The 6651-nt window shown below is 33.5% G+C and carries 5 protein-coding genes; 3 read left to right on the top strand and 2 right to left on the bottom strand.

The annotated features are described in order from the left end of the window. The first annotated feature begins 379 nt into the window (after positions 1–379). Entirely contained in the window at positions 380–1819 is a 1440-nt protein-coding gene (locus tag IAI10_RS22670) for a M20 family peptidase (RefSeq protein ID WP_315675598.1), read from the top strand. A gap of 112 nt (positions 1820–1931) precedes the next feature. Beyond that, positions 1932–2855: an aldo/keto reductase gene (locus IAI10_RS22675; protein ID WP_315675599.1), complete on the top strand. Its 924-nt coding sequence runs from the start codon at positions 1932–1934 to the stop codon at positions 2853–2855. 67 nt (positions 2856–2922) lie between these two features. Here IAI10_RS22675 and IAI10_RS22680 read toward each other — a convergent pair whose 3' ends face one another. Further along, positions 2923–3789, bottom strand: coding sequence for a helix-turn-helix transcriptional regulator (locus IAI10_RS22680; RefSeq protein ID WP_315675600.1), 867 nt, complete (start codon positions 3787–3789; stop codon positions 2923–2925). Positions 3790–3870: 81 nt separating this feature from the next. Continuing rightward, entirely contained in the window at positions 3871–4779 is a 909-nt protein-coding gene (locus IAI10_RS22685; protein ID WP_315675601.1) for an AraC family transcriptional regulator, read from the bottom strand. A gap of 199 nt (positions 4780–4978) precedes the next feature. On the opposite strand from IAI10_RS22685, the gene IAI10_RS22690 reads away from it, so the two are divergent. Continuing rightward, the gene (locus IAI10_RS22690; protein WP_315675602.1) at positions 4979–6535 is read left to right on the top strand and encodes an alpha-amylase family glycosyl hydrolase; all 1557 of its coding nucleotides are present in this window, start codon (positions 4979–4981) and stop codon (positions 6533–6535) included. Positions 6536–6651: the final 116 nt, after the last annotated feature.

The raw sequence follows: 6651 nt of genomic DNA on the forward strand, positions 1-6651 counted from the left end.
AATATTAATATATAACTATAGCAAGGAAATGATACCCCCCGATAACGAAATATAAATTTCAGAAGCAATTGGTTGATCCCCCTTCCGATTGCTTCTTTTGTTTTTACTTCAATTTCAATTTAATTTATATAGTTCACAAATAGTATTAAAATTTGACAATAAATTGACACAAATAAATATTAATATATAACCATAGCAAGGAAATAATACCCCCCGATAACGAAATAATAAATTTCAGAAGCAATTGGTTGTCCCCCCCTTCCAATTGCTTTTTTCATTGATATAATTTAGTTTGAGTAATGGATTTTACATAGAAGGAAATTTAATACATATGAAGAATAAATAATAGATGATTTAATGTTATTGGAGGAAAAAGAAAATGAAATATTTACTTGGAGGAATAGTCTTATTAGCAGTTATTTTCTTAGGAATAATCATAATAAGAGCATTGATGTTTAAGCCTAAAACTGAAAAAAATGAAGAGGCAGCTGATATAGAAATAGATGAAGAAAAAGTTACTTATCATTTAGCTCAAATGATAAGATGCAAAACTGTATCAAGATACGATGCTGCCCTTATAGATGAAGAGGAGTTCAACAAATTTAGGCTTCTTTTACCAAAGATATATCCTAATGTTTTCAAGACTTGCAGTTATGAAAGGGTAGGAAATACAGGAATATTAATTACTTGGAAAGGTAAGAATTCAGATAATCCTACAGTTCTTATGTCTCATTATGATGTGGTACCGGCGGATGAGGAAAAATGGGATAAGCCACCTTTTAAGGGGATAGTAGAGGATGGAATACTTTGGGGAAGAGGAACACTAGATACTAAAGGAACCCTATGTGGAATATTGGAAGCGGGCGAATATATCATTGGATTAGGCTTTACGCCGGAAAACGATATATATTTTGCTTTTGCTGGAGATGAAGAAGTAAGCGGCGATGGTGCGCCTTCCATAGTAAAAGAACTAAAGGCTAGGGGTATACGACCTGCCATGGTATTGGATGAGGGGGGAGCTGTAGTAGAAAAAGTATTCCCAGGCGTAAAAGAAAGCTGTGCTCTCATAGGCATAGGAGAAAAAGGACCGATGAATTTGGAACTGTCAGCTAAAAGCAATGGTGGACATGCTTCGGCACCTCCTCCTCATACGGTTGTAGGAATTTTATCTCAGGCTGTTGTGAAAATTGAAAAACATCCTTTTAAAAGTAAGCTCACAAAGCCTGCAAAGGAAATGTTTGATACCCTTGGAAGATATTCTACCTTTGCATATAAAGTAATTTTTGCAAATTTATGGTGCTTTAAGCCTTTACTAGATCTTCTTTGCAGACGAATGGGAGGGGAGCTTAATGCTCTTATGAGAACTACTTTTGCGGCTACAATGATGGAAGGTGGAAGTGCACCTAATGTGCTGCCTACGGAGGCAAAAGTTGTTGCTAACATGAGACTTTTAGGAACTGATACTTCCAAATCTGCTGCAGAATATATAAAAAATGTTATAAAGGATGAGAATATAAATATTAGAATCATGGATGCTATGAATGCATCGCCTTTTTCTAAAACCGAAGGAAAGTATTGGGATAAACTTAAAGGCGCAATTAGAAAAACCTGGCCTAATGCTGTGGTATCTCCATATCTTATGGTAGCTTGCAGTGATTCCAGACATTATTGTGAAATAAGTGAGTATGTTTATAGATTTTCTGCTATAGCGCTTAGCAAAGAAGAAAGGGCATTAATTCACGGACATAATGAAAGAATATCCGTAGATAAAATAATCAACATTGTAAAGTTCTATATTAGACTTATTTCTTCAATATAAAATTTTTCAGGAGAAGATGTTTTTATTGAAAGCTTCAAGCAAGTTATGTAAAATAAAATTGTGTTTAGCATAATATCATTGCAATAATTTATATTTGCTAGGAGGAAAAAGCATGAAGAATATAAGTATAGGCAACGGGAAAATTATGGGATCTGAAATAGCTCTTGGCTGTATGAGAATGGCCTCCTTAAGCAAGGCGGAAGCAGAAAAGGTAATTAAGCTTTCACTTGAAGAAGGTATAAATTTTTTTGATCATGCAGATATTTATGGAGGCGGGAAGTCAGAAGAGATATTTGCGGATGCAATAAATATGAGCTCTGCCATAAGAGAAAAGATGATTATACAGACAAAGTGCGGAATAGTATCAGGAAAAATGTACGACTTCTCCAAAGGGCACATATTAGATTCCGTTGAGGGAAGCCTGAAAAGATTGAAAACAGATTATGTGGATGCGCTGTTATTACATCGCCCAGACACTCTTATGGAACCTGAGGAAGTAGCTGAGGCCTTCACTAAACTTCATGACAGCGGTAAAGTTAAGTACTTTGGAGTAAGCAACCAGAATTCTATGCAGATAGAGCTTCTCAATAAATACTTAGGTGATAACAATATAATAATAAATCAGTTGCAGTTTGGAGTAATGCATACGGGCATAATAGATTCAGGCATTAACGTGAATATGAAGGTGGATAGATCCATAGACAGGGATGGCAGCATACTAGAGTATTGCAGGCTTAAAGACATAACTATACAAGCCTGGTCACCATATCAATATGGATTCTTTGAAGGGGTATTTTTGGGCAATGAAAAATTTCCGAAATTAAATAAGAAAATTGATGAGTTGGCAGAGAAAAAAGGCGTGACCAACACTACCATAGCAACCGCGTGGATACTAAGACATCCAGCTAAAATTCAAACAATAATAGGCTCTATGAATACAAATCGTATAAAGGATATATGTAAAGCCTCCAATGTTGAACTTACTAGAGAAGAGTGGTATGAAATATATTTAGCAGCAGGAAATTCATTACCATAGTAATTAAAGGCTATGGCTTAAAAAAGCATAGTCAAATTAAAGAAACCTGAATGAGTGTACAATATACTTATTCAGGTTTTTTTCTTAAACTTTCAATAAAATTATACGCAGCCTCATCTTCAGCGGGAGATATTTTTAGATTTCCAAAGGAGGAAGCCTCCACATGGAAGTTCAGCAATTCCTTCAATTTGTCAGAATAAAGCTTTCTATCTAAGCTTACCTTAGAAAATAAAATTTTCTGAAAGCAGGGCTTGCTATTAGCATCCGAAGGCAGCGATAATAGAGAAATTCCACCTACATATTTTCCTTTGTTCACATTAGGCTTGAGCATGCTTATATATACATTTCCATCGCTTTGGCTATGCAGATTAAAAAATATAAGCTTATCTGAAAGTGTGTAATTACCATCAAACCATTTCACAGCTTTGTCCTTTGAAAGAATCTTAAAAGTAACCTTATCTTCGGTAAAGGTCACTATTCCTTCATGTATTGCTCCATTTTTAGCTATATTAGTTACAAAAAAATATACATAATATTTATCTTCAAATATTTCAGAATCTATAAGTTGGTTAGTCCCTAAAAATTCTATATCCGCAGAAGCTAGAGGTACATTTATAAGCTTATCCATGCTTATCTGGTATACCTGGCAAATGTACAGTAGTGTTTCTATGGATGGAAAAGCTTCCTCAGATTTATATTTAGATAGCAGATCCTCAGAAATGCCTATTTTTTTAGCTAGATTTTTTTGTGTTCCTTCCAGTTGAATAAGCCTTTTTAAATTATACACAAAAATCTTAGAAGCTTTTTCATACATATCATTCTTTATGCTTTTTACCTCATTAATGCAGGAGGCAGCAGAAGCTTCACCCATACAGCCCAGCTTATTATTAATTTTTAGATCTAATTCATCTATATCATATAAATCTTTTTTCAATTTCTTACCTCTAATTCATTTATTGCTTCTGCTTTATATGTTACCATAATTATCTAGCAGTCAAAAGCCTTTTAAAGAAATTTATAAGGATAAGAAGCTATGATCTATAGGGCTGCAATGAGTATGCTTTCTATAGTAGGAAGGAGTACAGCCCGACAAGTCCTTGAAGGTTCGTATGAAGTAACTAAAATTTTCAAAGCCTGAAGCAAAAGCAATATCCATAATGGGTAAATCGGTGGTAACCAACATAATCATAGATTTTTCAATTCTTAATGCCTTTAAATATTCAATAAAAGTCTTTCCAAAATTATCTTTGAAAAATTTGCAAAAATATTTTGGGGACATGCCAAATTCTTTAGAAATAGTTTCTAGGTATATTCTGTTTTTATAATTATTTTCAATATATAAGGTTATGTTTTTTAGCAATTTTAATTTATTATGTTCATTTAAAAATCCTTGATAGGTTTTAGAAAGAATCATATTTTCTTCTGCTAAAAGGTACATTATATGCAAGAGTGAAACCTTTGTACCAAACTGATAGGCACCATTTTTAGAGTCGTTCATATGAATCATTAAATCCAGCTCTTCACATATTTTATCATAGGCTTTGCATTTACGAGGAAGCTTATTTATAAAGATGCTTCGTTTATTGTACAGAGCTTCTATATATGAATTCTCAACATAATCCTTCATTTGAAAGCTTAAATATTTTATAGGAAAGAGGAAAGCGTAGTATAAGGTATCTGTATCTTCTACATACATTTCATGAAGCTCTTCCTCGTTAATAAAAAGAACATCTCCTGCTTTTCCAGAATACTGTTCATTACTAATGTTTACAAAAAGCTGTCCGCTTTTTATATAAATTATTTCTACATAATCATGCCAGTGGTGAGACACAAACATTTTGGCACTAGGATCATGCATGTAATAAATTTGGAAGGGATACAATAGAGTTCCATGAAATTTAGTTTCTTTTAAATAATCCTTCATATTAAGCATCCTTTATATCAACATTTTTTTAAAATATAGCTTTTTCTATATTGTATCAAATTTTTATGTATATTTAAGTTGTTTTGAAAAATAACTTGTGAATATTATGTTATTTTTAATGAATATTTTGCAAGAATTTATTTATCTGGATTGATATTATGTTATTAAAGAAAAGGTTATTTTAGAAGGAGGCTTTAACATGTCAAAATGGTTGGACAATGCTATATTTTATGAGATTTATCCTCAAAGCTTTAAGGATACCAATTCGGATGGTATTGGTGATATTCAAGGAATTATAGAAAAGATAGATTATATTAAGGAACTAGGCTGCAATGCCATATGGTTAAACCCTTGTTTTACTTCCCCATTTTCAGATGCAGGCTACGATGTGGCAGATTATCTTAATGTGGCACCACGCTATGGGACTAACGAAGATTTAAAGGAGCTTTTTGAAAAGCTTCATGAAAAAAATATGCATATTATTTTAGATTTAGTACCAGGACATACTTCTGTAAAACATCCATGGTTTAAGGAATCTATGAAAGCTGAAGAAAATGAATATACACACAGATATATTTGGACAGATAATGTTTGGGGAGATTTTAAGGATATTGCTGGTATTGCAGGCTGTATAAGGGGAATTTCAGATAGAGATGGAAGCTGTGCAGTAAACTTCTTTTCATCTCAGCCAGCACTTAACTATGGATTTGCAAACCCAACAGAAAGCTGGCAGTTGGCTACTGACTCTAAAGAGGCACTAGCAACTAGAGAAGCTATGAAGGATGTAATGCGCTTTTGGCTTAAGATGGGCTGTGATGGTTTCCGTGTAGATATGGCTGGCTCCTTAGTAAAAAATGATATGGACAACAAAGAAACTATTAAATTATGGCAGGACTTTAGGGCCTTTCTAGATAAAGAATTTTCAGAGGCAGTGCTTATATCTGAATGGGGCGAGCCTGATAAATCCTTAATGGGCGGATTTCATATGGACTTCCTGCTTCATTTTGGACCATCTCACTATTTAGATTTATTTAGAGTAGATCATCCATATTTCTCAAGAGAAGGAAAAGGAGATATATCTGAATTTGTAAATAAGTATATGGAAAATTATAAGCTTACAGACGGTAAAGGGCTTATGTGCATACCTTCTGGAAACCATGATATGACAAGAATTGCTCAGAAGCTTGATGAAGAAGAGTTAAAAATAGCTTTTGCTTTCTTGCTTACCATGCCTGGAGCACCATTTATTTATTACGGTGATGAGATAGGGATGGATTATGTAGAAAATCTTGTTTCAGTAGAAGGCGGATATGGAAGGACAGGCTCTCGTACTCCAATGCAATGGGATGATACAGCTAATGATGGATTCTCTGATGCATCTAAAGAAAAACTGTACATAATTCAAGATTCAAAGCCCGAAAGAGCTACAGTAAAGAAGCAGAGGGAAAAAGACAATTCATTGTATAACGAAGTAAAAAAATTAACTAAATTGAGGCTTGATAATGAAGCCTTGTGCTCAAATGCTTCCATAGAATTTCTGTATGCAGAAAAGAATTCTTATCCTTTTGTTTATAAAAGAAGCTGTGACGATGAAAAAATAATCATTGTATTAAATCCTTCCAAAGAGAAGGCTTCTTGTACACTTTCAGCAGATGAGCTTGGAGAAGTTATTTACTCAAATAACGGAATAGCTAAGCTAAAGGAAGGAATATTAGAAGTTCCAGCTTGCTCAGTTAGCATATATAAATATATTTAATAGGTTCTGTTTTAAATCAGTGTTGATTTTTACACTGATTTAAAACTTCCTTCAGTTCGGGAGGCTATGTTTTAAAATGTTGATATTATCGTTTAAGTTCTAGAAACTCTTAGGGA

It is taken from the genome of Clostridium sp. 19966 (genome assembly GCF_032335695.1).
Lineage (GTDB): Bacteria > Bacillota > Clostridia > Clostridiales > Clostridiaceae > JACTOJ01.